The 25,821-nt window shown below is 40.5% G+C and carries 29 protein-coding genes and 1 pseudogene; 24 read left to right on the top strand and 6 right to left on the bottom strand.

Annotated features, from left to right (window positions below; all coding sequences use genetic code 11):
* Window positions 1-2: 2 nt before the first annotated feature.
* Together ACWIUD_RS07615 and rplI are read right to left on the bottom strand one after the other, a co-directional pair.
* Window positions 3-170, bottom strand: coding sequence for a hypothetical protein (locus ACWIUD_RS07615; RefSeq protein ID WP_454148225.1), 168 nt, complete (start codon window positions 168-170; stop codon window positions 3-5).
* On the bottom strand, window positions 143-589 hold the full coding sequence (gene rplI, locus ACWIUD_RS07610; protein ID WP_454148224.1) for a 50S ribosomal protein L9: 447 nt from the start codon (window positions 587-589) through the stop codon (window positions 143-145). Before rplI ends, ACWIUD_RS07615 begins: the two co-directional genes overlap by 28 nt.
* A 68-nt stretch (window positions 590-657) precedes the next feature.
* Here rplI and ACWIUD_RS07605 point away from each other — a divergent pair, with 68 nt between their 5' ends.
* Together ACWIUD_RS07605 and lpoB are read left to right on the top strand one after the other, a co-directional pair.
* The gene (locus ACWIUD_RS07605) at window positions 658-2,049 is read left to right on the top strand and encodes a hypothetical protein (RefSeq protein WP_454148223.1); all 1,392 of its coding nucleotides are present in this window, start codon (window positions 658-660) and stop codon (window positions 2,047-2,049) included.
* On the top strand, window positions 2,046-2,636 hold the full coding sequence (gene lpoB, locus ACWIUD_RS07600; RefSeq protein WP_454148222.1) for a penicillin-binding protein activator LpoB: 591 nt from the start codon (window positions 2,046-2,048) through the stop codon (window positions 2,634-2,636). Before ACWIUD_RS07605 ends, lpoB begins: the two co-directional genes overlap by 4 nt.
* Window positions 2,637-2,744: 108 nt before the next feature.
* Here the strand turns inward: lpoB and ACWIUD_RS07595 are convergent, their stop codons facing one another.
* Together ACWIUD_RS07595 and ACWIUD_RS07590 are read right to left on the bottom strand one after the other, a co-directional pair.
* Window positions 2,745-2,888: a hypothetical protein gene (locus ACWIUD_RS07595; protein WP_454148221.1), complete on the bottom strand. Its 144-nt coding sequence runs from the start codon at window positions 2,886-2,888 to the stop codon at window positions 2,745-2,747.
* The gene (locus ACWIUD_RS07590; protein ID WP_454148220.1) at window positions 2,885-3,211 is read right to left on the bottom strand and encodes a hypothetical protein; all 327 of its coding nucleotides are present in this window, start codon (window positions 3,209-3,211) and stop codon (window positions 2,885-2,887) included. The genes ACWIUD_RS07595 and ACWIUD_RS07590 overlap by 4 nt, the downstream gene beginning before the upstream one ends.
* Before the next feature lie 111 nt (window positions 3,212-3,322).
* Here ACWIUD_RS07590 and ACWIUD_RS07585 point away from each other — a divergent pair, with 111 nt between their 5' ends.
* From ACWIUD_RS07585 to ACWIUD_RS07575, 3 genes are all read left to right on the top strand, one after another.
* The gene (locus ACWIUD_RS07585) at window positions 3,323-4,132 is read left to right on the top strand and encodes a metal ABC transporter permease (RefSeq protein ID WP_454148219.1); all 810 of its coding nucleotides are present in this window, start codon (window positions 3,323-3,325) and stop codon (window positions 4,130-4,132) included.
* On the top strand, window positions 4,132-4,356 hold the full coding sequence (locus tag ACWIUD_RS07580) for a DUF5408 family protein (RefSeq protein WP_454134302.1): 225 nt from the start codon (window positions 4,132-4,134) through the stop codon (window positions 4,354-4,356). The genes ACWIUD_RS07585 and ACWIUD_RS07580 overlap by 1 nt, the downstream gene beginning before the upstream one ends.
* A 120-nt stretch (window positions 4,357-4,476) precedes the next feature.
* Window positions 4,477-7,734: a type ISP restriction/modification enzyme gene (locus tag ACWIUD_RS07575; RefSeq protein WP_454148218.1), complete on the top strand. Its 3,258-nt coding sequence runs from the start codon at window positions 4,477-4,479 to the stop codon at window positions 7,732-7,734.
* Here the strand turns inward: ACWIUD_RS07575 and ACWIUD_RS07570 are convergent.
* Window positions 7,731-8,714 (bottom strand): hypothetical protein, encoded by a 984-nt coding sequence (locus tag ACWIUD_RS07570; protein ID WP_454148217.1) that lies wholly within the window; start codon window positions 8,712-8,714, stop codon window positions 7,731-7,733. The two genes, ACWIUD_RS07575 and ACWIUD_RS07570, sit on opposite strands and share 4 nt — an antisense overlap.
* Before the next feature lie 106 nt (window positions 8,715-8,820).
* Between ACWIUD_RS07570 and ppsA the strand changes: the two genes are divergently transcribed.
* The 16 genes and pseudogenes from ppsA (at window position 8,821) to ACWIUD_RS07490 (ending at window position 22,182) form a co-directional block, all read left to right on the top strand.
* Entirely contained in the window at window positions 8,821-11,247 is a 2,427-nt protein-coding gene (gene ppsA / locus ACWIUD_RS07565) for a pyruvate, water dikinase (protein WP_454148216.1), read from the top strand.
* Between the two features lie 52 nt (window positions 11,248-11,299).
* Window positions 11,300-12,394, top strand: a complete 1,095-nt coding sequence (hypD, locus tag ACWIUD_RS07560; protein WP_454148215.1) for a hydrogenase formation protein HypD — start codon at window positions 11,300-11,302, stop codon at window positions 12,392-12,394.
* Between the two features lie 56 nt (window positions 12,395-12,450).
* Window positions 12,451-13,014: an isochorismatase family protein gene (locus tag ACWIUD_RS07555; protein ID WP_454148213.1), complete on the top strand. Its 564-nt coding sequence runs from the start codon at window positions 12,451-12,453 to the stop codon at window positions 13,012-13,014.
* 35 nt (window positions 13,015-13,049) lie between these two features.
* Entirely contained in the window at window positions 13,050-14,396 is a 1,347-nt protein-coding gene (locus tag ACWIUD_RS07550; protein WP_454148211.1) for a DUF3298 domain-containing protein, read from the top strand.
* 94 nt (window positions 14,397-14,490) lie between these two features.
* A complete protein-coding gene (locus ACWIUD_RS07545) occupies window positions 14,491-14,829 on the top strand; it encodes a hypothetical protein (RefSeq protein WP_454148209.1) in 339 nt (112 codons plus the stop codon).
* A 48-nt stretch (window positions 14,830-14,877) separates the two neighbouring features.
* Complete coding sequence (locus tag ACWIUD_RS07540; RefSeq protein ID WP_454148207.1) at window positions 14,878-15,420, top strand: adenine phosphoribosyltransferase; 543 nt, start codon at window positions 14,878-14,880, stop codon at window positions 15,418-15,420.
* A gap of 40 nt (window positions 15,421-15,460) precedes the next feature.
* Entirely contained in the window at window positions 15,461-16,108 is a 648-nt protein-coding gene (locus ACWIUD_RS07535; RefSeq protein WP_454148205.1) for a DedA family protein, read from the top strand.
* A pseudogene (locus ACWIUD_RS07530) lies at window positions 16,105-17,490 on the top strand (leucyl aminopeptidase); the annotation flags it as partial. The gene ACWIUD_RS07535 and the pseudogene ACWIUD_RS07530, both read left to right, overlap by 4 nt.
* Before the next feature lie 92 nt (window positions 17,491-17,582).
* Window positions 17,583-18,674 (top strand): redox-regulated ATPase YchF, encoded by a 1,092-nt coding sequence (ychF, locus tag ACWIUD_RS07525; RefSeq protein WP_454148203.1) that lies wholly within the window; start codon window positions 17,583-17,585, stop codon window positions 18,672-18,674.
* Between the two features lie 190 nt (window positions 18,675-18,864).
* Window positions 18,865-19,032 carry a hypothetical protein gene (locus ACWIUD_RS07520; RefSeq protein WP_454148201.1) on the top strand — a complete coding sequence of 56 codons (168 nt, stop codon included), beginning with the start codon at window positions 18,865-18,867 and terminating at the stop codon, window positions 19,030-19,032.
* Window positions 19,033-19,253: 221 nt separating this feature from the next.
* The gene (locus tag ACWIUD_RS07515; RefSeq protein WP_454148340.1) at window positions 19,254-19,898 is read left to right on the top strand and encodes an outer membrane beta-barrel protein; all 645 of its coding nucleotides are present in this window, start codon (window positions 19,254-19,256) and stop codon (window positions 19,896-19,898) included.
* Between the two features lie 131 nt (window positions 19,899-20,029).
* Entirely contained in the window at window positions 20,030-20,386 is a 357-nt protein-coding gene (locus ACWIUD_RS07510) for a hypothetical protein (protein ID WP_454148199.1), read from the top strand.
* Window positions 20,332-20,544: a hypothetical protein gene (locus tag ACWIUD_RS07505; protein ID WP_454148197.1), complete on the top strand. Its 213-nt coding sequence runs from the start codon at window positions 20,332-20,334 to the stop codon at window positions 20,542-20,544. The genes ACWIUD_RS07510 and ACWIUD_RS07505 overlap by 55 nt, the downstream gene beginning before the upstream one ends.
* 289 nt (window positions 20,545-20,833) lie before the next feature.
* Entirely contained in the window at window positions 20,834-21,376 is a 543-nt protein-coding gene (locus ACWIUD_RS07500) for an ankyrin repeat domain-containing protein (RefSeq protein WP_454148195.1), read from the top strand.
* Window positions 21,377-21,549: 173 nt separating this feature from the next.
* On the top strand, window positions 21,550-21,990 hold the full coding sequence (locus ACWIUD_RS07495) for an ankyrin repeat domain-containing protein (RefSeq protein WP_454148193.1): 441 nt from the start codon (window positions 21,550-21,552) through the stop codon (window positions 21,988-21,990).
* A 66-nt stretch (window positions 21,991-22,056) separates the two neighbouring features.
* Complete coding sequence (locus tag ACWIUD_RS07490; RefSeq protein ID WP_454148191.1) at window positions 22,057-22,182, top strand: hypothetical protein; 126 nt, start codon at window positions 22,057-22,059, stop codon at window positions 22,180-22,182.
* Window positions 22,183-22,337: 155 nt separating this feature from the next.
* Here the strand turns inward: ACWIUD_RS07490 and argB are convergent, their stop codons facing one another.
* Entirely contained in the window at window positions 22,338-23,192 is an 855-nt protein-coding gene (argB, locus tag ACWIUD_RS07485; protein ID WP_454148189.1) for an acetylglutamate kinase, read from the bottom strand.
* 58 nt (window positions 23,193-23,250) lie between these two features.
* Between argB and ACWIUD_RS07480 the strand changes: the two genes are divergently transcribed.
* From ACWIUD_RS07480 to ACWIUD_RS07470, 3 genes are all read left to right on the top strand, one after another.
* Entirely contained in the window at window positions 23,251-24,195 is a 945-nt protein-coding gene (locus ACWIUD_RS07480; protein WP_454148187.1) for a D-2-hydroxyacid dehydrogenase, read from the top strand.
* On the top strand, window positions 24,192-24,374 hold the full coding sequence (locus tag ACWIUD_RS07475) for a hypothetical protein (RefSeq protein WP_454148185.1): 183 nt from the start codon (window positions 24,192-24,194) through the stop codon (window positions 24,372-24,374). Before ACWIUD_RS07480 ends, ACWIUD_RS07475 begins: the two co-directional genes overlap by 4 nt.
* Window position 24,375: 1 nt before the next feature.
* On the top strand, window positions 24,376-25,821 hold a 1,446-nt coding region (locus ACWIUD_RS07470), incomplete at its 3' end, for a hypothetical protein (RefSeq protein WP_454148183.1).

The following is a 25,821-nucleotide window of genomic DNA, read 5'->3' as shown; positions in this document are numbered from 1 at the left end:
TGCTAGATTCTGTGAAATTTATTTTTGACCCACCCCCTAACCCCCTCCGCAATGGAGGGGGGAATATTTAAATTCGCAGAATCTAATGTTTTTCGCGCTAGATTCTGCGATTTTTTGATTAAATTTGATTGATTCGCAGAATCTACTCCGCGACTATATCCACCTTGCAAACCGCGTGAATCCCAAAGCCCAGCTTCAAATCTAACTCATAAATGCCCGTGCTTTTTATGGGATTTTTCAAATCCAACGCCTTTTTGTCAATGTCAATATTGAATGTTTCTTTAAAAGCCGCCGCAATTTCATCTTTTGTGATTGCGCCATAAAGTGCACCATTTGCGCCCACTTTTTTGCGAATTTCAAGCGTTAGATTTTGCAACTTTTTCGCCAAATCAATGAGTTCGCCCTTTAACTTTGCCTCTTCTTCAATGCGCTTTTTTTCTTGCGCTTTATAGCGATTGATTGTCTCATTTGTGGCGAGTTGCGCTAAATTTTTGGCGATTAAAAAATTTTTGCCATAGCCGTCTTTGACTTCGCAGACGCTCCCTGCCTTGCCTAAACCTTTGACATCTTTTAAGAGTAAAACTTTCATTTTTTGCCTTTTTTTGCTAAAAATTTTAATATAATTGCGAAATTTTATCACAAATTTTAAGGTTCGTTGTGTATTTTTTAAAAGTGCTTCTCTCCGCCCTATTTTGCGCTGTTGCATTTAGCGCGTGTGCGTCAATGGGCGATGTTGCGAAGCTAGAAAATCTCTACTACCAAACGCAGGATTTAGATTTAGCCTATAATTACGCCAAAAAATACAGCGAAGATGACTTTTTGTGGGCGTTACAAAGTGGGATTTTGGCGTATCAAATGGGCGATTTTGCGGGGGCAAATGTTTATTTAGATTCTGCGGAGGGATTTTTTGAAGGCACAAGTGGCGAAAACGCCTTTAACAGCGGATTTAAAAGCTTTGCAAGTATCATTATAAGCAATGGAATGTTTGAATATAACGGGGCGTTTTTTGAAAGCGTATTTGCAAATCATTACAAGGCATTAAGCGCGATAATGACGGGCGATTTTGCAAGCGCAAGGGTTGAGTTTAACCGCGCAAATGATAGACATCGCCGCGCAAAGGATTATTTTAGCGATTATATTTTGGCAAGGGATGAGAGCATAAGGCAGAGTGCGGGCGAATACGGGCAAGAAACGGATGGCGTAAATGTCGCGCAAAGCTATGATTCAGCACTTTTGCAATACAAAGAGCATTATCAAAATTTGCGCGCTTATAAAGCATTTGAAGGTTATGTAAATCCCTATATTAGCTATGTTTCGGGCATTTTTTTCTTATCGCAAAATGATTTTGAAAAAGCGCAAAATTTGCTTAAAGAATCTTATGCAATCACAAATCAAAAGGCGATTTTAAGCGATATCAAAATCGCAGAATCTCGCAAAAAAGGCAACAAAAAGCGATATTCGTGGATAATCATCGAAGAAGGGCAAATCCCTAAAAAAGAAGAAATCCGCTTTGATTTGCCGTTATTTTTTGTGAATTCTAGCGTTTTGAGTTTTAATATCGCATTGCCTGTTTTGCGTGAAAATTACGCATATAGCACAAATTATAATGCGAAATCCACGCTAGATTCAGCGAATCTAAAAGCGTTTGAGATTGCCGACATTTCGCCACTTTTAAATAACGAATTTGACATAGAATTACCCTACATCATTTTCACTTCGCTTTTAAGCTCGTCCTACAAGGCATATTTGCAATATTTTTTGGGAGAGAAATTAGGCATTTTTGGCTCGCTTGCAGGGGCGATTTTTAGCTATGCGAGCACAAGGGCGGATATTCGCAGTGTGCGCATTTTGCCCTTGCGATTTTATATTTTGCGAGTGGAGAATAAGGGCGATTTTGCGCTATTTAATGGTGCGGTGAAATTAGGCGACTTCGCACTAACAAAATGCGAAGATTTATGCGATAAGAGCGATAATCTAATTTACATTCGCGCGATAAAAAATGATATAATTAGCATTTTATTTCACAAATTAAATGGAGAAAGCAAATGAAAAAATTGCTATTTTTTGGCGTGTTTGCGCTATTTGTCGGGTGTGCGGATAAGGTGGAGTATGTGGATTTGGCAAAGTCGGGCGAATTCACAAGTAGCGGATTAGACTATCACGATATTCAAAATGCCGCCGATGGCGCGATTACATCGCTTCTAAAAAGTCGCTACGCAAAAAATATCGATAAACCCAAAGTGCTTGTGATTTCAGATGTCATAAACGACACAATGCAGCATATCGACACAGCGCAGCTCACACGCAAAATCACGCGCGAAATGCGGAATAGCGGGAAATTTATCCTATCTCTTGCGATGGGCGCAAGTGGCGATAAAATGATTCATACCGCACGAAAAGCGCGAGACAACGATGAATACAATCAATACACCACAATCGAAAAAGGCGAACTCATCGCGCCGGAGTTAAGTTTGTCAGGCAAAATTATCCAAAAAAATACCAAAATTTCAAGTGGCAAACAACGAATTGATTATTATTTTTTGCTAACTTTGAGTGATTTGAAAAGCGGACTTGTGCTGTGGGATGATGAGGTGAATATAATAAAAGTAGGAAGCAACAAAAATGTCGCGTGGTAAAATGCAATCGTCTTTTTGGCGATTTTGCGGGATTGTTCGCACTCAACTGCTTAATGGACTTAAATGTCCTATTTTCGCAGTTTCGTGCTCCAAAACCCACAAAATCGCCTAAAAATACTTCTGCATTTGATTTTTATAATCCGCCATTACTTCGATAGTTGCTTTGCTCCACTCGCACAACCCCAAAAATTCATCCACAATACTATAATTTGCTAGATTCTGCGAATCGCAGAATCTAATAAATTTTGTCATTTTGAGCGTAGCGAAAAATCTCCGTCATTGCGAGATTCTGCGAATGCAGAATCGTGGCAATCCACAAAATAATTATTTAGATTCTGCGATTTTCGTGCGAGATTCTGCGTTTCGCAGAATCTAGTGTTTTTCGTCATTGCGAGAATTGCGTAGCAATTCGTGGCAATCCATAAATTAAAAAAATAGATTGCTTCGTTGTTTTCGATTCGCTCAAACTGCCTCGCAATGACGGAGTATTCGCAGATTCTGCGATTTTCGTGCGAGATTCTGCGTTTTAAACATTTCGCAGAATCTAACCAAAAATTCGCAGAATCTCTCGCCAAATTTTAAGCATTTCGCAGAATCTACCACTAAAATTTCGCCATTTCGCAGAATCTAAAAATCTTTTTGCTAAAATATCGCTTTTTTTCAAAATCCACGCCAAAAGGTTGCATTTGTTAGAAATTTTGCAATTACAATTCATCCAAAACGCCCTAATCATCGCAGTTCTCATATCCATCTGCGCGGGGATTATCGGCACGCTAATTGTCTCAAATAAAATCGTCTTTTTAAGCGGTGGCGTGGCGCATAGCGCATTTGGTGGCGTGGGATTGGCGCTATATTTTGGATTTCACACAATGCTTGGTGCTTCGCTGATGGCGGTTTTAATGTCGCTAATTTTGCTTTATTTTGTGCTGTTTAGAAGGCAAAATATCGATAGTTTCATCGCGGCAAGCTGGGCGTTTGGCGTGGCACTTGGCATTATTCTAATCGATATTACGCCCGGATATGCGGTGGATATCACAAGTTATCTTTTTGGCTCGATTTTGGCGAGTGGAAAAGAAGATATTTGGATAATTGGCATTTATGATTTGCTACTTTTGGCGTTTGTTTTTGCCTATTGGAGGGAGATTTTGAGCGTTTCGTATGATGAAGTTTTTTGCAGGTTGAAGGGCGTTTATACGCGCATTTTTCTTTGCGTCATTTTTATTTTTATCTCGCTTGGCATTGTGATGACGATGAGCGTGGCGGGGATGATTTTGGTATTAGCGATTTTAAGTATCCCATCTTATATCGCCTTTATGTTTGCAAACTCACTAGCAAAAATGATGGTGTTTGCGGGGATTTTATCGCTAATTTTTATCATTAGCGGGTTTGTGGTGTCGTATTTGTATGACATAAGTATCGGCGCGTGCGTGGTGATGAGCGCGATTTGCGGGATGATTTTAGCGCAAATTGTCAAATTTATTTTAAGGAAAATATGATGGATAATGTAGAAAAAAAGTCGCTTCGTGCGATAAAAATCGCTGTTTTTGCGGTGGCGGTGAGTTTGATTTTGGGGATTTTTAGTCTTTGGGTGGTGCTAAATCAAGTGACAATTAGCGTAGGTATCGATAAAAAGTTGATTGAAATGGAAGCGCGACTAAAAAAATTAGAAAGCGCAGAATCTCACAAAATCGCAGAATCTAGCGCAGATTCTGCGAAATAACGCGCATTTTAATAAATTTGCAGAATCTAGATTCTACGAATTTAAATGAAATTTAGCGTAAAATATTATAATTTTTAGATTTGCTTTGGCAAATCGCTATTTTAAATCAAAGGACACAAAATGCAAGCACGACTTTTAAACTACCACGCCACACTTCAAAGCCTTATAAATCGTGGCGATGCAAATGAGCATTCATTTCGCACCGCACTTGAAAACTTACTAAACGCACTCAAACCCACGCAAGACATTCGCATAATCCACGAGCCAAAATCAAAAGAAGGGCAAGGCAATATTCGCCCTGATTTTAAGATTGTCCGCCAAATGCCACAAGAAAAAGGCGGCTATGAATCGCTTGTAGGTTTTATTGAATGCAAAAACTTTGGCGCGGATTTATCACCCCTTGTCAAAGGCAAACAAATCGCAAAATATCTATCCGTCTGCCATAATATTATTTTGACAGATTACAATCGATTTATTTTGCTCTCTTACGGCAAGATTATCGATGATTTGGTGCTTTTTGATAACCTTGATTCGCCCCAAAATACCCCAAATCAAGCCAAACTCATCGAAAAATCCACGCGATTTTCGCACCTTTTGGGCGCGTTTTTTGACACGCTTGTAAGCATAAAAGAAAAAGATGAATTAGTCAAAATATTAAGCACACAGAGCTTTTATTTAAGTAGTGTGATTTTTGAAGCGCAAAATACGGATTTACCATTCAATCAATCCTTTGGCAACGCCTTTGATGCGTTTAGAAATTTAGAAAATACTGCCGTAGAGCCGATAGAATTTTGCGATATTTTGGCGCAAAGTATCGTTTATGGTATGTTTGTGGCACATATTGATAGTGAGCGATTTGACATTGAGCGATTGCCATTTGGGTGCTTTGCTTCGCTTTTGCCACAACATTTTGCCGTGCTAAAAGAATTTATTTGGTTTTCTTTGCCACCTATTTCATTGCCTAGCCCTATTGTCTATGCTATTAGCAATATCACCAAAGCCATCGCACTTATCGACAAACCAAGCCTTGCGATTAGCTTTCAGCGTGAGATTAGCGAGATTAGCATTTATCTTTATGAGGATTTTTTAAAGGCGTATGATGACTTGCGCGGAGAGCAAAAGCGCAAAGAAGGCGGCGTTTTCTACACGCCCGAGCCTATTGTGGATATGATTACGCGCTCTATAAATGAGCTACTAAAAACACATTTTGGCAAATCTTTTAGCGATGAATGTGTGAAAGTGCTTGATTTTGCCACAGGGACAGGGAGCTTTTTGGCAAAGGTTTTTGAGATTATTTTGGCAAATCAAAGTGCGGTTTTCACAAAGCAAACTATCATAAATAAGTGTTTTAGGGATATTTATGGCTTTGAGATTAGCTTTGTCCCCTATATCGTGGCACATTTGAAGTTAAGCTCACTTTTGAAAAATAAAGGATTTAGCGATTTTAGCGAAACACAAAAATTTCAAATCTACCTTACAAATACGCTTGATTTGGATAGGGCACGCGATACAAATCACTTGCTTGTGCCATTTATGCACCTAAAAAATGAGCGCGAAAAATCCTTGCAACTCAAACACAAAGAGGATTTGCTAGTGATTTTAGGAAATCCGCCGTATAATGTGAAGTCCAAAAATAAAGGCACAGAGATTTTGCAACTTTTAGATTCATATAAAATGGGCTTAAATGAGCAAAATATCCAACCGCTAGATGATGATTATATAAAATTCATTCGATTCGCGCAGTGGAAACTTTTAGAGCAAAACAAAAATTATGGCATTATGGGCTTTATCACAAATAATTCATATCTAAATGGGCGCACTCATCGCAAAATGCGCGAATCTTTGGCAAAAACATTCGATGAAATTTATATTTTAAACTTGCACGGCGACAACAGCGAAAACAAAAACGACAAAAATGTCTTTGACATTCGCGTAGGTGTTTGCATAAGCATTTTTGTAAAATATGAATCCTCCCCCTCCCTTGCGGAGGGGGACAAAGGGGGTGGGTATAATTTAGCCCAAATCCACTACTTCTCCACAAAAGACAACGCAATCTTGCGCCGAGCAGACAAATTTGCACTATTAAATGACATTGCAAACAACGGACTAAAAACTATCAAATGGAAAAAATTAAAATTAGATTCGCCATATTTTTGGTTTGTGCCAAAGGATTTTAGCAATGCCGAATATGAAAACTTTTGGGCGTTAGCAAAGGATAAGGCATTAGGCGAATCAAAAGGGATTTTTGAAAATTTTAGTAGCGGAATCAAAACTTCGCAAGATAAAATTTGCATATCTTTTAAAAAGCTCACTATGGAGGCAATAATAAAAGATTTTATAGATTTGGATTGTGAGAAAATAGCAAAAAAATATAAAATCAAAAATTCGGCACAATGGAGCATAGAAACAGCAAAAGCTGATATTGTCGCAAATGTGGATTGCTTCGATTCGGCAAGTGCTGAATCTCGCAATGACAAATCGCCTACCCCGTCATTGCAAGGGAGCGAAGCGACCGAAGCAATCCAAAATAAAATCCAAAAAATCGCCCATCGCCCCTTTGATGGACGCTACACTTTTTATAGTGGCAAACAAGGCTTTTTAGGACGCCCACGATTTGATACTATGAAGCATTTTTTAAATAAAGAAAATTTAGGGATTTGTTTTCCAAAAACTTGTTTGAATCCGAACTTTGATTATGGATTGATTATTGATAAAATTGCAGATGTGGCGTTAGGTGGCACAAATACAGGCTCGGAGACTTATATCGCGCCTTTGTATTGCTATGATTCAAACCTAAATGGAAACTCTAAAACGCCAAACTTCACGCAAGAATTTAGCGAATTTAAAGCAAAGCACAAAGTTTTAAAATCTAAAAGCCCAAAGCAAATTTTGGCATTTATTTATGCAAATCTCTATAACCCCGCATATCGTGCAAAATATTTAGAATACCTAAAAATCGGTTTCCCGCGAATCGACTTTGAGATAAGCCAATCAAAGTTTGAATCTCTTGCAAATTTAGGGCAAAATCTCATCGACTTGCATTTGATGAAAACAATCCCGCAGGACAAAAGCATAGATTTAGTTTTCCGCGCAAACGCGAATAAATCAAACCCAAATTTCACGCTTGAGAAGCCAAAATATGAGCCAAATCAAAACAAGATTATTTTAAACGCAGATTTGGAGATAGTGGGAGTGAGTGCGGAAGTGTGGGACTACACGATAGGCGGGTATAAAGTGCTAGATAAATGGCTAAAATACCGCGCCAATGATAAAAATGGCGCAATCACGCTAGAACAAAGCGACTTTACACATATCCTAAATGTCGCCAAAATCCTAAAAGCCACCATTGCGATTCAAGCCAAACTCGCGGAAATTTAGCGGATTAGATTCTGCGAAATGACGCGCATTTGGTGGGTGAGTGCTAAAAAGTCGCCTTGATGAAAGCAAATTAGCGTTACGCCAAATTTTTGTGCGAAGCGAATGGTGCTAAATGCGGGTTTTTCAGCACAAATGATAAAGGTGCATTTTTGTAAAATTAGGATTTTTAAGGTTTCGATATCGATTCGAAAGTTTAAGAAAATCGTGGCGTCTAATAAATTGCCTTTGCCTTCGCTTAAATCTAATGCTTTGCCGATTGCCTTATAAATGGCGTTTTTGGGGTTTGTGTCAAAGGATTGAAAAAACGCAGAATTTGTGCTATTTTGTGTCATTCTGAGCGAAGTGTAACGAAGCGAAGAATCTCTATTATTTTTTTGAGATATTTCGCTTCGCTCAATATGACAAAAATTTTTAGATTCTGCGAAAATGCGGACAAAAAACGCAGAATCTAACTTTGCAGAATCTACCCACCCCCTAACCCCCTCCGCAAGGGAGGGGGGATTTTTGCGTGAATCCACCGCAAGAACTTTCGTAGATTCTGCGTTTTTAAAATTCACGCTTGAATCTACAAAAAACCCGCGATTTTTCTCCAAAAATTCGCTTGAAATTTTCGCCCGTGAGCCATTAAAGGGCATTACAACTCTATCGCGTTCGATTTTTTTGTCATTTATCTCAATTTGTTCGCAACTTTGAATAAAGTCTTTTTGCGATAGGTGCGATAAAATCTCATCTTTTGACAAGGGCGAATCTATGTAAAAAACATTATCCACTCGCCTAAAATCCACGCTCAATCCAAATGCGCCAAAATACCCCGCCACAAGGTGCTCCAAGTCATAATCTAACGCAAAAAATGTGATTTTGATTTCTTCTAAATTCGCGCATTTTACAATTACGCTAATCTCAATATCATTCAAAAACGCAGAATCTACCGCAGATTCTGCGTTTTTTAGCGATTTTACTTTGATTTTTTTAAGTAGCATTTTGCCCCCATTTTGCAAAAAAATAAAAATATTTTGCAATTTTAAGCAAAAAATCCTAATAGATTATTTTATAATTTCAAAATTTTATTTTTTGAAGGGGAGCGCGATGAAATACATTAAGTTTTTTAGCGAGTTGAATAACAAGGATGTGCCGATTGTCGGGGGCAAAAATGCGAGTATTGGAGAGATGTTTCAAGAGCTGATTGGGGTTGGCATAAAAGTGCCAAATGGCTTTGCAATCACAAGTGAGGCGTATTGGTATTTGCTTGATTCAGGCGGGATACGGCAGAAAATTAAGGATTTGCTAGATGGCGTGGATGTCTCTGAAATCGATGTGTTGAAGGCGCGTAGCAAGAAGATTCGCGAGTTAATTTTCACTACGCCTTTCCCAAAGGACTTGAAAGATGAGATTTTGGAGGCGTATTCGATACTTGGCAAAGAATACAATATGAATACCGCCGATGTCGCCGTGCGAAGTAGCGCAACGGCGGAGGATTTGCCTGATGCAAGTTTTGCGGGACAGCAAGATACTTTCTTAAATGTGCGTGGGACGCAGAATCTAATCCATTATGTGAAATCCTGTATGGCTTCGCTTTTTAACGAAAGAGCCGTTAGCTACCGCGCGTCTCGTGGCTTTGACCATTTCAAAATCGCGCTATCTGTGGGAGTGCAAAAAATGGTGCGAAGCGACATAGGCGCAAGTGGTGTAATGTTTAGCATTGATACAGAGACAGGATTTCAAGATGCGGTGTTTATCACGGCATCGTGGGGACTTGGCGAAAATGTCGTGGGAGGCACGGTAAATCCTGATGAATTTTATGTATTTAAGCCCACTTTAAAGCAAGGCAAACGCCCTATTATTAAAAAAGAGTTAGGCAAAAAAGACATAAAAATGGTTTATGCCCCAAGCGGAGCGGAACGCCCTACGCGCAATATCCCTACGACTATCGAAGAATTGAGTAGCTTTTCAATCACCGATGAGGACATTTTGACTTTAGCGCGGTATGCGATTTTAATCGAAGAGCATTACACAAAAGAAGCGGGAGAATATCGCCCTATGGATATGGAGTGGGCAAAGGATGGCAAAAGCGGCGATATTTTCATAGTTCAAGCGCGTCCTGAAACCGTGCAAAGCCAAAAGCACAAGAAAAAAGTCGCAAATCGCATTGAAAAATACAGCTTCAAAAAGCCTGTGGATAAGATTCACACGCTCGTGCAAGGAATGGCAATAGGCGATAAAATCTCACAAGGTAAAATCAAAATTATCCAAAACATCGAACATATGGGGGAAATCAAAGAGGGCGATATTTTGGTAACCGACAATACCGACCCAGATTGGGAACCAGCAATGAAAAAAGCCGCCGCAGTTATCACAAATCGCGGTGGGCGCACTTGCCACGCGGCAATCGTAGCACGGGAAATCGGCGTCCCAGCGATTGTAGGGGCGACAGGTGCGACTGAAAAACTCGCAAATGGCATAAAAGCGACCGTTTCTTGCGCAGAGGGAGAGCAAGGATTCGTGTATAATGGGCATTTTGACTTTGATATTGAAGTGGAGGATATTTCGGATTTAGGCAATACCAAAACCAAAATCTATATGAATGTAGGCAACCCTGAAAAGGCATTTAGCTTCGCGCAGTTGCCAAATAATGGCGTGGGATTAGCTAGAATGGAGCACATTGTCATAAATAGCATAAAGGCGCACCCTGTGGCGTTAGTGGATATGCAAAATGGCAAAAAAGATGTGCAGGATTTTGAAGCGATAAAGCAAATCATAAGCGGATATGACACGCCAAAGGACTTTTTCACAGGCAAAATCGCCGAAGGCATAGGAATGATAGCCTCCGCATTTTACCCAAATCCCGTGATTGTGCGCACTAGCGACTTTAAGACAAACGAATATCGCAATATGATAGGTGGTGCGCCTTATGAGCCACACGAGGAAAACCCGATGCTTGGCTATCGCGGGGCGAATCGATATTATTCAGACATTTACCGCACGGCGTTTGAGTGGGAATGTCAGGGATTAGCGCGTGTGCGTGATGAAATGGGGCTTACAAATATGAAAGTTATGGTGCCATTTTTGCGCACACCAGAAGAAGGCAAAAAAGTGCTAGAAATTATGCGCCGAAATGGGCTTGAATCAGGCAAAGACGGGCTTGAAATCTATGTGATGTGCGAATTGCCTGTAAATGTCATTTTAGCAGATGAGTTTTTATCGCTATTTGATGGCTTTTCAATCGGCTCAAATGACTTAACACAGCTCACTTTGGGCGTGGATAGGGACAGCGAATTAGTAAGCTCGATTTTTGATGAGCGCAATCCAGCAATGTTAGAAATGTTTAGACGCGCAATCGCTGCGTGTAAAAAGCACAAAAAATATTGTGGCATTTGCGGACAAGCCCCCAGCGACTACCCAGAAATTGCGGAATTTTTAGTCAAAGAGGGCATAAGCTCCATTTCGCTAAATCCAGATTCAGTTATATCCACTTGGCGCGTTGTTGAGAAGTTAGAAAAGAGTTTGAAAAAATAGATTTTTTAGATTCTGCGATTCGCAGAATCTGCCCCAAAATCAAGGCAAAATAATGCTTTTAATCGATAGTTTTAGAGACAAAGACAAAATTTTTGGCATTCTTAAAAAGATTCGCGCCGAATCTAAAAGCCTAAAATCACAGCTCAAAATTATGGAAGTTTGCGGTGGGCACACGCATAGCATTATGCGCTATGGGCTAAATAAACTGCTCCCGCCAAATATTGACTTTATACACGGACCGGGTTGCCCTGTGTGTGTAATGCCAAAAAATCGCATAAATGAAGCCTTTGACATTGCGATGCAAAAGGGCGTGATTTTGCTAACTTTGGGCGATATGATTCGTATCCCGTCCTCCAAAGGTAGCCTTGCAGAAGCGCGTAGCAAAGGCGCAGATGTGCGATTTCTCTACTCGCCACTTCAAGCATTGCAAATCGCAAAGGACAATCCGCACAAAAAAGTAGTATTTTTTGCAATCGGCTTTGAGACGACAACGCCGATGACTACGGCTTTGATTGAGCGCACAATACAAGAAAATATCAAAAACTTATATTTTCACATAAATCACATTTTGGTTGTCCCGCCCCTAAAAATTTTGCTAGATTCAGAGCCTTGCAACATTCACGCACTCATCGCCCCAAGCCATGTTAGCGTCATAAGCGGGGCAAAAATCTATGAAGAACTTTTATGCTACCAAATCCCTATCGTTGTGGGCGGATTTGAGCCGTTAGATATTTTGGATTCGGTGTTGCGAATCTTGCGCCAAAAAAATAAGGGCAAAGCCACGCTTGAAGTCGAATATAACCGCGTGGTTACGAGGGGGGGCAACGAAGTAGCGCAAAATCTAATAAATAAATATTTAGAGCCAAGAAAATCTTTTGAGTGGCGAGGACTTGGCGAAATCTCGCACTCCGCGCTAAAACTCCGCGATGAGTTTTCCGCACTTGATGCAGAGATAAAGTTTGCAGACATTATCGATAAGCGCAAGGTGGCGGATAACAAAAACTGCATTTGCGGAGAGATTTTGCGTGGGCTGAAAAAACCGCTTGAATGCAAGATTTTTGCAAAAGTCTGCACCCCGCAAAATCCCATAGGTAGCTGTATGGTAAGCAGCGAGGGCGCGTGTGCTGCATATTATAAATATCAGTGATTTTTATAAGATTTATGGTAGAATGCGCTTTTATTTTTAAAATTTAAAGGCAAAAAATGCAAGAAATTTTATCACTAAACAAAGATGAATCGCTACTTTTAGTTATCGACATTCAACAGCGATTAGCGCAAAGTATGGCACAAGATGAGTTTAGCGCAATGTTGCGTCAGACAAAGATTTTGATTGCAGGTTGCGACATTTTAGAAGTGCCGCTCTGGCAGAGTTTGCAATATGTAAAAGGGCTTGGGGAGAGCGTGGAGGGCTTGTTTGGCGAATCTAAACACAGCGATTTTGAAAAGCGCGTTTTTAGCGTGGTATATGAGGGCAGTCCGCTTTTGGCGCACCTAGCGCAAAATCCGCACATCACGCAAATCATCATTGCTGGAATGGAGGCGCATATTTGTGTGCTTCAAAGTGCAAGAGATTTGCTAAATATGGGTTTTGGCGTGGTTGTGGCAAGTGATTGCGTGATTTCGCGGAATTGCGCAAATAAGGCAAACGCGCTGTCTTTTTTGGCGAATTGCGGGGCGAGTGTGCTAAATACGGAGAGCATTTTATTTGATTTGCTAAAAGATTCGCGCTCACCGCAATTTAAGGCGATTTCGGCATTGATAAAATGATGGCGTTAAAAAAATAGAATTTTTAGGGGGATTTTATGCGAAAAATTATCAGTTTTTTGATTTTATGTGCCATAATTTTTGTGGGTTGCGATAAAAAGGCGGAGGATTTAGGCGTAGATTCTGCGATTATGCAAGATAATTTTGATTTTGGTGCGCTTAAAGTTGAAGCAGAGGCGCAAAATTTTGATTTATCCAAAATCACGCTTAAAAGCACAAAGGATTCAAATGCCACGCCACCGCAGATTAGCAAGTCGTTGGCAAAATTTTATTTGCTTGGTGGCGAAATCGATGGGCAGCAATCCACGCTATATCTCAAAATCTCATCTGCGCCTAATGAAAATCAAAATAATAGCATAGCATACATTTCAGGCAAAATCGTGCGCGGTGGGGAGATTTTCGCACTAAAAGGCGAAGTGGCACAAAATACAACGCAAAATATGGCACAAGATTCAAATCCCATAGATTCGCCCCAAAAAGCGCGAGATTCAAAGGTGGATTCAAAAGATTCAAAGGTAGATTCAAAGATAGATTCGCAAGATTTAAACGCGAATCTAGCGAATCCACAAACCATTCAACTTGAAATCACAAAAGATGGCGCAAACACAGCGCAAGATTCAAACAATCAAATCGCCCAAATTTTTGAAGCGCAAATCGCTAAAAATGGCGAGATTAGCGGACGATTCGCAAATAATGGATTTTTCAAAGAAGGCAAAAGCGTAGATTTCAAACTTGCGACAAACAAAATCAACGAAATTGCGATTTTTGGCGTAAGCGTGGCGCAAAAGCACATTGGCAAGGACTTTGATGGCACAAGCAAAGAGTTTAATTTCAACGCTTCGTTGCAGATTCCTATCATAGTGTCAAATAAGCTAAATTTTACGCTTGACAAAATAAATGCGCAGTTGCGCGATATAACGGATTTTAGCGAGTATGCAAATGCGGATGATTCGTTTAATTTTGATGGTATTTCAAACTTCAATGTCGCTTATATTGATGAAAAAGTGATTGTTTTTAGCAACTACAATTACATTTATAGTGGCGGTGCGCACGGCAATTACAGCGATGATGCGGTGGCTTTTGATTTAAGCAATGGAGCGCAAATCGCAAATGAGCCAAAAATCTTGTTAAAAGATGAAAATGACGCAAAATTAAAGACGATGATAAAAGAGCGATTGAGCGCGGAATACGGGGATAGTGTCGATGAAAATGCTATGCTTTCAAAATTTAAAATCACCCCAAATGGCGTGGAATTTTATTGGGGCATTTATGAAATTGCGCCTTATGCAGCTGGAATCATAAGCATTTATTTTGACTTTGCCGAACTTGCGCCCTTTGTGCGCGAAGATTCTGCGTATGCTTATCTTTTTAGCAAAAATAGCTAATAAAACGCAGAATCTGCATTAGATTCTGCGATTTTAAATTTTGCTAAACATAATTTATGTTAGAATTACGGATTTTTAAAATTTTGGGGAGAGTATGAGCACGGTTGCGACTTGGTTTTTACTTACGGCGTTTGTTTTGTTTGTCCTTTTTATGCTTACCAAAACCTTTTTTTATAAGCATATCGCGCAAAAAGAGGAAAAGACTTCTGCGTCTATCAAGCTGACATTGCACGAAGCAGAGATTTTGATTCGCAAACACCAGCTTCAACTGCAACGCGCTTTGGGGAACAACGACATTTTGACAGAGGAAATGAATACGATGAAAAACGAAATCAAAGCCCTAAAAGCGCGCAATTCGCAGTATAAAATCGAATGCGACAAGTATAAGACGCGAATCCGCGAGTTAGAGCAGAAAATCGAGGCGTTGCTATAATGCAAATTCGCAGAATCTAAACGCAAAATCTAAATAAAAGGAAAAACTATGGACTTAAACACATTGCAAAGCAAACTAAAATCCGCCATTAGAGATGTGCCCAACTTCCCAAAGCCGGGCATTTTATTCCGCGACATTACGACTATCATCAATAACGCGGAGGTTTTCGAGGATTTGATGACATTCCTTGAATCGCGCTACAAAAGCTACGGATTGGATTTTGTCGTGGGTATCGAATCACGCGGATTTATCTTTGGCGCAGCCCTTGCTTCGCGCCTAAAAATCGGCTTTGTGCCGATTCGCAAAAAGGGCAAACTCCCATATACCACGGTTAGCGAAAAATACGCATTAGAATACGGATTTAGCGAAGTTGAGATTCACATAGACGCATTTGGCGACAAAAAGGGCGCAAAAGTCCTGCTAATCGATGATTTAATAGCCACAGGTGGCACGGCAAAAGCAGGGATTAAACTAATCGAATCCATCGGCGGGACTTGCGTTGAAGCGTGTTTTATCTTGCGTTTGCTTGAATTTGATGCTGTTAGCGAAATTGAAAAAAGCACAAAAGTCTTTTGCGCGTTAGAATTGTAGGGATTTTCAAAGTGATTTAGGGCGAGTTTAAGGGCATTTAATGGAAGAATTTATCATTGAGCTATGGGATAAATATGTCGCTGACTTTGGTTATCTCATACTTTTTTGTTGGAGCATTTTGGAGGGCGAACTTGGGCTAATCTTTGCAGGAATCGCCGCTCACACGGGACATTTGAATGTCTTTATCGCCATTTTTGTCGCAGGGCTTGGCGGATTTGTGGGTGACCAAATTTATTTTTATATCGGGCGATTCAACAAAGACTACATTCAAAAACGCTTCAAAAATCAACGGCGCAAACTAGCTCTTGCCCACCTGCTCTTGCAAAAATACGGGTGGCCTATCATTTTTGTGCAGCGATATATGTATGGAATGCGGACGATTATCCCTATCTCAATCGGGCTAACGCGCTACAACGCGCTAAAATTTGCGATTATAAATCTCATCAGTGCTTGGATTTGGGCGGCGATTACAATCCTTTTGGCGTGGTTTTTTGGCGAACATATTTTAAATCTATTGCATTGGCTAAAATCTCACCCATACATATTACTTGTATTTTTGGCGACATTTTGTGGCGGTGTGATTTACTATTTCAAAACGCAAACAAAGCGCGTTGATAAGCGGTTAAACAAACTCGAAATCGAGTTAGAAAACAAACAAAATAAAATAAACGAAAGGACAAAAATATGATAAATTTAGTAGTGGCGACAAACGCAAAGGCGGACATTGAAGCGATTTTGGTGGATAAAAATAGCGCGATTGACAAAGCAACAAGCGCAATTTTCAAACTACAAGGCTTTGAATGCAAGGCAGGGCAGGGCATTTTTGTGGGCGATAAATTTTATCTTGGGTTAAGTGATTTTAGCGTAGATTCTGCGCGTGAGGCAGGTGCAAAACTTGTGCGCCACCTAAAAAACGCAGAATCTTTTAAGATTAAAGGTTTTGGTGATAGTGAAAAAAATTATGCTTTAATGCTTGGAATACTCTGTGGTGCGTATAATTTTGACACTTTCAAAACACAAAAAAGCAAAACAAATCTAAAAAAGATTTTTGTGCTAGATTCTGCGAAATATTGTGATTTGAAAAAAGCGCAGATTGTGGCAAAAAGCGTGAATTTAGTGCGTGAAATCGTAAATACACCCCCAGCGGATTGCACTCCAAAAGATTTGGCAAAAATCGCGGTGGATTTGGCAAAGGCAAAGGGTTTGACTTGCGAAATCGGCGATGAAAAATATTTACAAAAACAAAAGGCAAATGCGCTTTTGGCGGTGGCAAGGGCAAGTGTAAATCCTCCGCGACTAATAAAGCTAACTTATAAGCCCAAAAATCCAAAGGCAAAAATCGCACTTGTCGGCAAGGGGCTAACTTATGATACGGGAGGTTTGAGCCTAAAACCAGCGGACTATATGACTACGATGAAAGCGGACAAAGGCGGTGGGTGCGCGGTAATCGGTGCGCTTTGTGCGATTGCCGAACTTGCGCCAAATATCGAAGTGTGCGGAATCATAGGCGCGGTTGAAAACGCAATCGGCGGGGACGCTTACCGCCCCGATGATATTTTAAAAAGCCGCGAAGGCATAAGTATCGAAGTCAAAAACACAGACGCAGAAGGGAGGCTCGTGCTAAGCGACTGCCTATCATTCGCACAGGATTTAAAACCAGACTTAATAATCGACTTGGCAACGCTCACAGGCGCGTGTGTCGTGGCTTTGGGCGAATATAGTAGCGGGATTTTGGGCTATAACGAATCGCTAAAAGCAGAATTTGAAGCAATCGCGCTAAAAAGTGGCGAACTTTGCGCAAAACTGCCCTTTAATCGCCACTTAGAAAAACTAATCGAATCCAAAAACGCCGATGTCTCAAACTGCGCTTCTAGTCGCTATGGCGGGGCGATTACGGCGGGGCTATTTTTAGGGAAATTCATCCGCGATGAGTATAAAGACAAGTGGCTTCATATCGACATTGCAGGACCTGCATTTGTGGAAAAAGAGTGGGATATAAATCCTTATGGTGCGAGTGGTGCGGGCGTTAGAAGTGTGGTTGATTTTATTTTGGCGGTGGCAGATTCGGCTGTGAATCTAAAAAGCGCAAATCCAAAAAGCGTGAAAAATAGCGCGAATCTTACAAATAAAAAGTGCGAATCTAAAGCGCGTAAGGCAAAATAATGGGTTTAAGCGTAGGCATCGTAGGACTGCCAAATGTCGGCAAATCCACCACTTTCAACGCACTCACAAAGGCGCAAAATGCCGAGAGCGCGAACTATCCATTTTGCACTATCGAGCCAAATAAGGCGATTGTCCCCGTGCCAGATGAGCGAATCGCACAACTTGCCAAAATCGTCCAGCCTCAAAAGATTCAGCACTCTACTATCGAATTTGTCGATATTGCGGGGCTTGTGAGAGGCGCAAGTAAGGGCGAGGGCTTGGGAAATAAATTTTTGGCAAATATTAAGGAAGTCGATGCGATTTTGCATATCGTGCGGTGTTTTGATGATAGCAATATCACGCACACAGAGGGGCGAATCGACCCTATTGGCGATATTGAAATCATTGAAATTGAGCTGATTTTGGCGGATTTGGAGAGTTTGGAGCGCAGAATCGAGCGACTAACGCGCGCCGCAAAGGCGTCCAAAGAGAGCGCGACAATGTTAGAAGTCGCCCTAAAATTAAAGGCGCATTTGGAGCAAAATAAAGCTGCAAAAACCTTTGCAGATAAGGATAGCACGGAGTTTATCGCGCTTGATAGGGATTTGCGATTTTTGAGTAATAAGCCCGTGATTTATGGTGCAAATGTCGATGAGAGTGGTGCAAACGCGCATTTTGAGGCATTACAGACTTACGCAAAGGCGCAAAATAGCGCGGTTGTGATGATTTGCGCTAAAATAGAAGAAGAGATGATTGATATGAGCGAGGCGGAACGCGCAGAGTTTTTGAGTGAGCTAGGTTTCGCGCAAAGTGGCTTGGAGCAGATGATTCGCATAAGTTTTGAGACGCTAAATCTAATAAGCTATTTTACCGCTGGGGTAAAAGAAGTCCGCGCTTGGACGATTGTGCGTGGGACAAAAGCCCCAAAAGCCGCCGCCGTCATTCACAATGACTTTGAAAAAGGTTTTATTCGCGCAGAGACGATTAGTTTCGCGGATTTTGTGAAATATGGTGGCGAGAGTGGCGCAAAGGAAAACGGCGCAATGCGAAGCGAAGGCAAGGATTATGTCGTGCAAGATGGGGATATAATGCACTTTAGGTTTAATGTGTAGTTTGGCTGGTTTTTTCAATTTGCTCTTGGGTGCACCTTTCGCACTTGTCAAAATTTTTGGGGTGTTCGCAGACTCCAAGTCTAGTCTCAACCCCAAAAATTTTGACAAATACAAAATCTCCACCGCAATCCCTTCGATTGTTTGCTTAGATTCTGCGCTTTTTATGTGAATCGCAGAATCTGTTTTAAAATTGTTATTCTCGCGCGAGTGCAACGAGCGAAGAATCTCGAAAAATCTTGTCATTGCGAGTCCTTGCGATAGCAAGGCGAAGCAATCCACAATTAGATTCTGCGATTCGCAGAATCTAATAAAAATTTGCCAAAATTCGCAGAATCTACATTATTTTTCACAAATTTAAACTTCACTTAAAAATCTTTTGCTAAAATTAGCGTTTTTATTTCACATAAAAGGACATAAAATGAAGCGCAAAATGCAGCAGAATCTAAAATCCCCCCCCCCCTATACAAATTCATAAATCAGCTACTTTTCGCACTTATTTTCACCACAAATTTCACATTCGCAGAATCTAGCGGATTTTTTGTCGGCGGTGGATTTGGCAGTAGTGCGTGGAGATATAAAATTCCAAAAACCACATATCACGAAAACAAAACAATCATATATTTAAACCACACATTTGATTATGAATTTTTCGGCGGATACAAATATTTTTTCACAGAAAAACTTGGCGCGAGATTCTATGGCAACCTACACTTTATGCACCACTCACAGCGTGGCGATGAGCTCATCATCCTTTATACCGCCACCACAAATATCACTTCGATAAATTACACGATAAATGCGGACTTTTTGTGGAATTTTTACAATGGCGGTGGCGTAGAGATGGGCGTATTTACAGGACTTGGGCTAGGTGGCACAAGCAAAGTTTATGATTATCCGTGGCTTGGCGAGTATCCTAAGATGAAAACGATAAGCGCATTTGACTTTGGAGCAAATTTTGGCTTGCGTGGGAGTTTTAGCGATAATCACAGCGTTGAGCTTGCCGTGCGTGTGCCGTTTTTGGCATTTGATGAAACGCAGTCTTTGAGTGAAAAAACAATAAATCGCCACGCTTTTAGTATGAGTATGCGCTATGCTTACACATTTGGCGCACAAAAACCCACTAAAAAAATCAAACGACAGCCAAAGCAAACCATAAAACCAAGCAAAAAGCAAAGCACAACGCAAGATTACGATGAGTATGATTTGGATAACTATGAATACTAAACCTATCCACATTTCGCAGAATCTAACAGCAAAACCGCCTTAAACGCGCTTTTTTGCGAAAAATCGCTTGTGAGATTCTGCGATAGAATCTAAAATCAGTTTTCATAAATTTTAATAAAAAAGGACACAAAATGAAAAAATTCAGCATTATACTAATGGCATTTATCTTTGCAGGTTGCACGCAACCACTCGCGCACTACTCCATCGCAAGCACCAACGCCGTGCCAATCCCTATGAAAAAGGGCGATTATTTCGAGGGAGAGAGCTGTGTGTGGAGCATTTTAGGCATTCCAACGGGCTCCCTTGCATTTCGCGAGAGCAAGGCGGTGGCGGACGCATTGCAAAAAGCAAGCGAGGCGGGATATGACGCCGATGTGCTGACAAATGTCACCATAGAAGCTAGTGCTTGGAGCGCGATACTTTTTGGGCAAGCTTGCGTGAAAGCTACGGGGCAGGCGGCAACTATGCCAAAGCGAAAGGCAAGGTAGATTTTTACAAAATCGCAGAATCTGCGTTGAAATCATTGCAAGATTCTGCGATTTGCACTCTATTTTGTCATTTTGAGCGAGTAAAACGAGCGAAGAATCTCGAAAAATCTTGTCATTGCGAGGAAGTGCGTAACACTGACGAAGCAATCCACAATTAGATTCTGCGATTCGCAGAATCTAATTAAAAAACACAAAAATCCGCAGAATTTAAAAGCAAATTTTCGCTAAAATTGCGACTTTTAAATTTCAAACATAAAGGATTGATAATGTGGAAAGATATTTGGCAAAACAAAGGTGCGAATCTAAAAGATAAATTCGCGCTAGATTCGCACGAAATGGCATTAGATTCGCATAAAATGTGCCGAATCTAAAAAAATCAAATTTTTAGATTCATATATAAATTTTTCGCTACAATCGCTTTTTAAAATTTTAATTTAAGGACAAAAAATGAAAATGCTTAAAAATGTGCTTTTTGCCTTTGCGCTTGGGGCGTTGGCTGTTTGTGCGGTGTATGCGGATATAGATAAGGATTTGGTAGATTCGGCTGAAAATGGTGATGTAAATAAAGTCAAATCGCTAATAAAACAAGGCGCAAATGTAAATGCGAGAAGCGAACTTGGTTCAACTGCTCTAATACTTGCTTCATACGATGGACATTTTGAGGTTGTGAAATTTTTAGTGCAAAATGGCGCAAATATAAATTCAAAAAATGATGGTGGCTGGACTGCTTTAATGTGGGCTTCTGACAAAGGACACTTAGAAGTTGTGAAATATTTGGTGCAAAAAGGTGCGGATATAAATGCAAAACAAAATAATGGCTTCACTGCTTTAATATTGGCTTCACAAAGTGGGCATTTTGAAATTGTGAAATTTTTAGTAGAAAATGGTGCAAATGTAAATGCGAGAAATGAAGTTGGACGGACTGCTTTATATTTGGCACAAACCGACGAAATAGAACAATACCTAAAAAGCAAAGGCGCGAAAGAGTAGGGTTTTTGGCGGTGGATTGGCTATTTTATTGTCATTGCAAGGCGAATCGCACTAGCTGTCATTGCAAGATTCGCAACGCGAATCGAAGCAATCCAAACGAATTTTCTTTTTAAATCTCATTTAAGCAATGTGATATAAAATTCGCAAAATTTTATTTAAAAAAGGGGATTTAGATGACAAAAAATCTACTTTTGATTTTTATGCTAGCCATAGCACAGATTCAAATAGCGTGGGCGAACTATGATAGAGACTTAATCAGTGCGGCAGTGGTTGGCGACTTAAATGAAGTTAAGTCGCTAATATCCAAAGGTGCTGATGTGAATATGAAAGATGAATTTGGTGGCACTGTTTTAATGAAGGCTTCAATGTATGGACATTTTGAGATTGTAAAATTTTTGGTATCCAAAGGTGCGAATGTGAATGCGAAAGATGGCATTTTGGGCTTCACCGCTTTAATGAGTGCTTCAATAGAAGGACATTTTGAGGTTGTGAAATTTTTGGTAAAAAATGGTGCAAATGTGAATGCGAAAGATATGTTTAGTGAAACTGCTTTAAGCTACACAGAAAATAGCGAAATAAAGCAATTTTTGATAAACAATGGGGCGAGAGAATAGGGATTTATTCTACCCAACCCCTTAATCCCCTTAATCCCCCGTGCGCATTTGGGAGGGGGAGAATTTTTGAGATATTTCGCTACGCTCAATATGACAAAATATAGATTGCCACTACTTGCCAAAGTCAAGTCTCGCAATGACGGCGTGGGGGCGATTCGCTTTGTTTTTTGGATTGCTTCGGCGATTCATTGAATCGCCTCGCAATGACGAAATTTTTTTAGATTCTGCGAATTGAGCGCGGTTTTATGTAAAAGTGGTTTTATGCAAAAGTAGTTTTATGCAAAAGCGATTTTACATAAAAATAATTCAAATGATTACCCACAAGACACAACACCTACAAATCCCGCTCAATCGCCCACGATTTGCGTCCCTATCCCTTCGCTTGTAAAAAGCTCCAACAAAATCGAATGCAACACCCGCCCATCGATAATATGCACCTTTTTCACGCCATTTTCTACGCAACTCACGCACGCATCGATTTTTGGTATCATTCCACCGCTAATCACACTTGAATCTTTATACGCCTTTGCGCTTTTTGGCGTGAGCGTGGGGATAACTTCGCCGTTTTCATTCAGCACGCCCTTTGTATCTGTCAAAAAAATCGCCTTATTTGCGCAAATCGCCTTTGCGATTTCACACGCCGCGCTATCGGCATTTATGTTAAATCCGCAGTGTTCTATGCTATCTCCCGCCGCGATTGGCGCGATGATGGGCACAAAGCCGTCATTTAGCAACTTTTCGACAATCTCCGTATTCACAGCCACAATCTCCCCTGTGAAGCCAAATGCGCCATTGTCCTTTGGTATCGCCCTTAAAAGCCCCGCGTCCTTGCCTGAAATGCCCACCGCTTTGATTCCATAGTGGCTGAAAAAAAATGTAAGTTCGCGGTTTATATCCCCGCTTAGCACCATTTCTACGACTTTCATCGCTTCTTTTGAAGTTACGCGAATCCCATCTCTAAATTCGCTCTCAATCCCCAAAGATTCAAGCATAGAAGTGATTTTTTTGCCTCCGCCGTGAATTATTATGGGTTTAATTCCTAGCATATAAAGCAAAATTATGTCTTTTGCGAAGTTTTCTTTTAATTTTAGATTTTGTTGCGCCGCCCCGCCGTATTTGATAACCATAACGCTCCCGCGAAATTCTTGGATAAAAGGTATCGAATCTACCAAAATATCTGCGATTTTTATCTTTGCTAACATATTTCCCCCAAAAATGTAATATAATTTCAGCGCATTATAACTAAAAAAGGGGGTTTTTATGAATATTGTATTATTAGATGCGGAGACGCTAGGGAGCACGGATTTAAGCGCGATTGAGAGATTGGGGCGATTTAGTAGCTATCAAAAAACGGCGAAAAAAGACATTATCAAACGCGCAAAAGATGCGGATATCATTTTGACAAATAAAGTTGTGCTAGATTCTGCGACTTTGGCGAAGTTACCGAAGTTAAAGCTGATTTGCATAACCGCCACAGGGATGAATAATATCGATTTAGAAGCCGCCAAAAAGCTAAAAATCGCCGTCAAAAATGTCGCAAATTACAGCACCGCAAGTGTCGCACAGCACACGCTTGCCTGCGTGCTAAATGCGATGGCAAAGCTAAATTATTATGATAGATTCTGCAAAAAGGGCGAGTGGAGCAAAAGTGCGATTTTTAATCATCTAAATGATAATTTTGAGCTTTATGAGCTGCAGGGCAAGTCTTGGGGGATAATTGGGCTTGGCAATATCGGCAAAGCGGTGGCAAATCTCGCCCTTGCTTTTGGCGCAAATGTGGCGTATTTCTCCACAAGTGGCAAAAATGATGATAAAAAATTTAAGAGAGAAAAGGATTTGAACGCGCTTTTTAAAAACTGCGATATTATCAGCATTCACGCGCCACTGAATGAATCTACGAAAAATTTGATTACCAAAAAAGAGCTTCGTTTGCTTAAAAAAGATGCGATTTTGGCAAATATGGGGCGCGGTGGGATTGTCAATGAAGCGGATTTGGCAAACGCGCTAAAAAAGAGGGACTTTTATTTCACCGCCGATGTGCTAGAAGTCGAGCCGATGACTAAAAAACACGCCTTACTTGATAAAAAGCTCCGCGCTAAAATCTTGCTAACGCCCCACATCGCGTGGGCGTATAAAGAGAGTCGGGAGCGACTAATTGAAGGCGTAGAGAAAAATATAAAAGAGTTTTTGGATAAAAAGCAATGATATTTTTTGCAAAAACGCAGAATCTAGCGCGTTTTTCGCAGAATCCACCGCAGATTCTGCGAATCGCACGAAAATCACAGAATTTTGGGGTAGATTCTGCAAAAATTACATTGCCTCATATTTTGCTTTTTATTATTTTTTCTCACGGGGGGGGGATTTTTAAATCTAAATGCGGTTGAGTTGAGCGTCGCTTGTAAAATCAATAGCGGAAATTGCGATATTAAAAAGCCCTATGATTTAATCACTAATCACACCCATTTCACGCTAAATGGCAGTGGCACTAGCATAAATCTCGCGGAGAACGGCAATGAGAAAGGAATCATAGCAACTTTTATCAATTATAACACGATTGATACTTATATCACATTTAACAAAGGTGCGATTAAAAATCTCATCAATTATGGCGCAATGCAGGGGATTTCCGTGAGTTATAACGCCCACAGCAATCAAATGGTTACCATTCAAAATTTCGGCACGATAAATCCGCTTGAAGGCAAATATCATTTTAAAAGCGTCAATCTCACAATACAAAATTATGCGATGAAAATCACGGAAGATTCTGCGAAATTTAACGCATTTAGCGGGACAAATCCCATCGATAACTCGCATTTGGTGCTACAAAATGGCAGTGTGAAATTTGCCGAAAACGGGAAGTTAATTTTGGACTTTGGAGGGGATTTTGAGTTTGGCAGTGGATATTTGTTTGAAAAATTAGTCGTTGATATAAGTGGAGCAAATAAGCTGCCTGTGGATATTTCGCGCCTAACTGCAAAAGATGACATTTTTGAAATCGCACAAAGTGGCAATACATTTTTCGTCACTCCAAAACCGCAAAATACTTTGATTAGCGCGACTTTTAGGGCAAATCTCCGCACGATGAATAATTTTTCGATGATGACTAGCGCGATTATTTTCCCACGAAAATTTGCCAAATCGCAGAATCTAACGCGAACTCCGCAAAATTCACAAACCCCTCAAAAACGCACAATTCGCAGAATCAAAAAAGTTTCGTCATTGCAAAGTGCAGAATCTAACGCACAATTTCCGTCATTGCAAGAATCTGCGTTAGCAGATTCGTGGCAATCCACAAATGCAAACGAATACGCAAATCTCAAACAAAACGAAACATTTTTCTACAAAAACGCAGAATCTACCGCAAAAAATCGCAGAATCTCGCGTAATTTACGCACTTCAAACGCCGTGCGAGATTCTGCGTCATCCCTGTCATTGCGAGATTCTGCGTCAGCAGAATCGTGGCAATCCACAAAAAATCCCGCAGATTCTGCGAAAAACTACCACTTCATTTTCACGCCCTTCATAAATCACAACTCTTTCGCCAAAGCAGGAAACTACGCATTAAGCGGATTTGACTATGGTTTCATCACCGCTTTTAGCGTGACACTCGCAGAATCACACACTTTGGGCGCACACTTTGCCCTAACTTATGGCACATTACGCGACAAGCACGATAAAGACTTGGCAGTCAAAAATCTAAATTTATTCGGCGGACTGCATTATAAAATCGACTTGCCCTACGCGCTGTTTTTAAAGGCACGCGGGGACTTCTACCACTTCTCAAACGACTTAAAAACGCAATTTTTGGCGGATTTAAAACCGCAAAATTTG

Source organism: Helicobacter sp. 23-1044, from assembly GCF_053654695.1.
Note: the sequence above shows the minus strand (reverse complement) of the source record. Positions and strands in the feature narration are given on the sequence as shown.